The organism is Actinomycetospora sp. (assembly GCF_055612215.1).
The window spans coordinates 1-1,663 of the sequence record NZ_JBVPVA010000905.1; the positions used below are offsets into that span (position 1 = coordinate 1).

General features: G+C 72.3%; 2 protein-coding genes. One reads left to right on the forward strand and one right to left on the reverse strand.

Going from position 1 to position 1,663, the window contains the following annotated elements; translation table 11 throughout:
• Positions 1-290, reverse strand: a 290-nt coding sequence (locus AC0CYZ_RS24640) for a DUF2237 family protein (protein WP_472220240.1), incomplete at its 3' end; no start/stop codon positions are given.
• Positions 291-521: 231 nt separating this feature from the next.
• On the opposite strand from AC0CYZ_RS24640, the gene AC0CYZ_RS24645 reads away from it, so the two are divergent.
• The gene (locus AC0CYZ_RS24645; protein WP_472220242.1) at positions 522-1,661 is read left to right on the forward strand and encodes a cobalamin-independent methionine synthase II family protein; all 1,140 of its coding nucleotides are present in this window, start codon (positions 522-524) and stop codon (positions 1,659-1,661) included.
• Positions 1,662-1,663 lie beyond the last annotated feature (2 nt).

Sequence of the window (1,663 nt, forward strand, 5' to 3'; positions counted from 1 at the left end):
GCCTCGAGGACGACCGGCGGCGCGACCCCGCCGTCGAGGGCCTCCTTCCACCGGCTCGCGCACAGGCACCAGCGGTCCCCGGGCGAGAGCCCCGGGAAGTTCTCGTCCGGCCGCGTCAGGTCGTTGCCGCGGGTCGCCGAGAACTCGAGGAACTCGGCGGTGACCCGGGCGCACACGGTGTGCACGCCGGCGTCGTCGGCACCGGTCTCGCAACAACCGTCCCGGTAGAAGCCGGTGACGGGATCGTGGCTGCAGTCGGCGAGCTCGCCGCCGAGCACGTTGCGGGCCATGGGTTCCTCCTCGCAGGGGTGGCCGTCAGCGCAGGGTGATACCCGCCGGCGCGTCGAACGCAGCCGCCGCCCGGGACCCGCCGTCAGGAACGGTACGCGTGCCGGGCGGCCGCAGGACCTGGGCGTCTCTGCGATCGATGACTCACGCGCCGTGGCCCGGCCGGCGCCGGCGCGGCACACTCGATCACACCGTGTCGCCCGGGCGTCCTACCGCCGAGGAGAGCTCCCACCGTGCAGCGCAGCACCGAGAGATTCCTGACCACACACGTCGGGAGCCTGCCGCGACCCGACGACCTGGTCCGCACGATGTTCGCCCAGGAGGAGGGCGTGCCCGTCGACCGCGCCGCGCTGGCCGCGCGGGTCTCGACCGCGGTCGAGGAGGTGGTCGGACACCAGCTCGAGGCCGGCATCGACCTGGTCAACGACGGCGAGATGAGCAAGCCCAGCTACGCCTCCTACCCGAAGTACCGGTTGAGCGGCTTCGACGGCGAGTCGGTCACCTTCTCCTACCGCGATCTCGACGACTTCCCGGCGATGGCCCAGCGGGTGATGTCCGATCCCGGTCGTTCCCGCCGCCGGACCCCGGCCTGCACCGGCCCGATCGCCCCGACCGGCGACGACGCGGTGAACCGCGACGTGGAGTCCCTGCTCGCGGCGAGCCCGAACGCCCCCGCCGGTCGGTTCCTCACCGCCGCCTCCCCCGGGCTCGTCGCGCTGTTCTTCGACAACCAGTACTACCGCTCCTACGAGGACTACCTGTTCGCCGTCGCCGAGGCGATGCGCCCCGAGTACGAAGCCATCGCCGCCGCCGGCATCACCGTGCAGCTCGACTGCCCCGACCTCGCCATGGGACGCCACGTCCGCTACGCCGACCTCTCCGACGAGGAGTTCGTCGCGCGCGTCCGCCAGAACCTCGAGGCCCTCGACCACGCCTGCGCCGGCATCGATCCCGAGCTGCTGCGCATGCACGTGTGCTGGGGGAACTACGACGGGCCCCACCACCGCGACATCCCGTTCGCCGCCCTCGTCCACGACGTCCTGCGCGCCCGTCCCGCAGCGATCGCCTTCGAGGCCGCCAATCCCCGCCACGCCCACGAATTCACCGTGTTCGACGACGTCCGCCTCCCCGAGGGCAAGGTCCTGATCCCCGGCGTGCTGGAGTCCAAGACCAACGTCATCGAGCACCCTGAGCTCGTCGCGCAGCGCATCGGCCGCTACGCCGAACGCGTCGGCCCGCAGAACGTCATCGCCGGCACCGACTGCGGCTACGGCACCTGGGTCGGGCAGGCCGCCGTCGATCCCCAGGTCGTCTGGGCCAAGTTCGCGGCCCTGGCCGAGGGTGCCCGCCTGGCCAGCAGCCGCTGGTTCTGAGC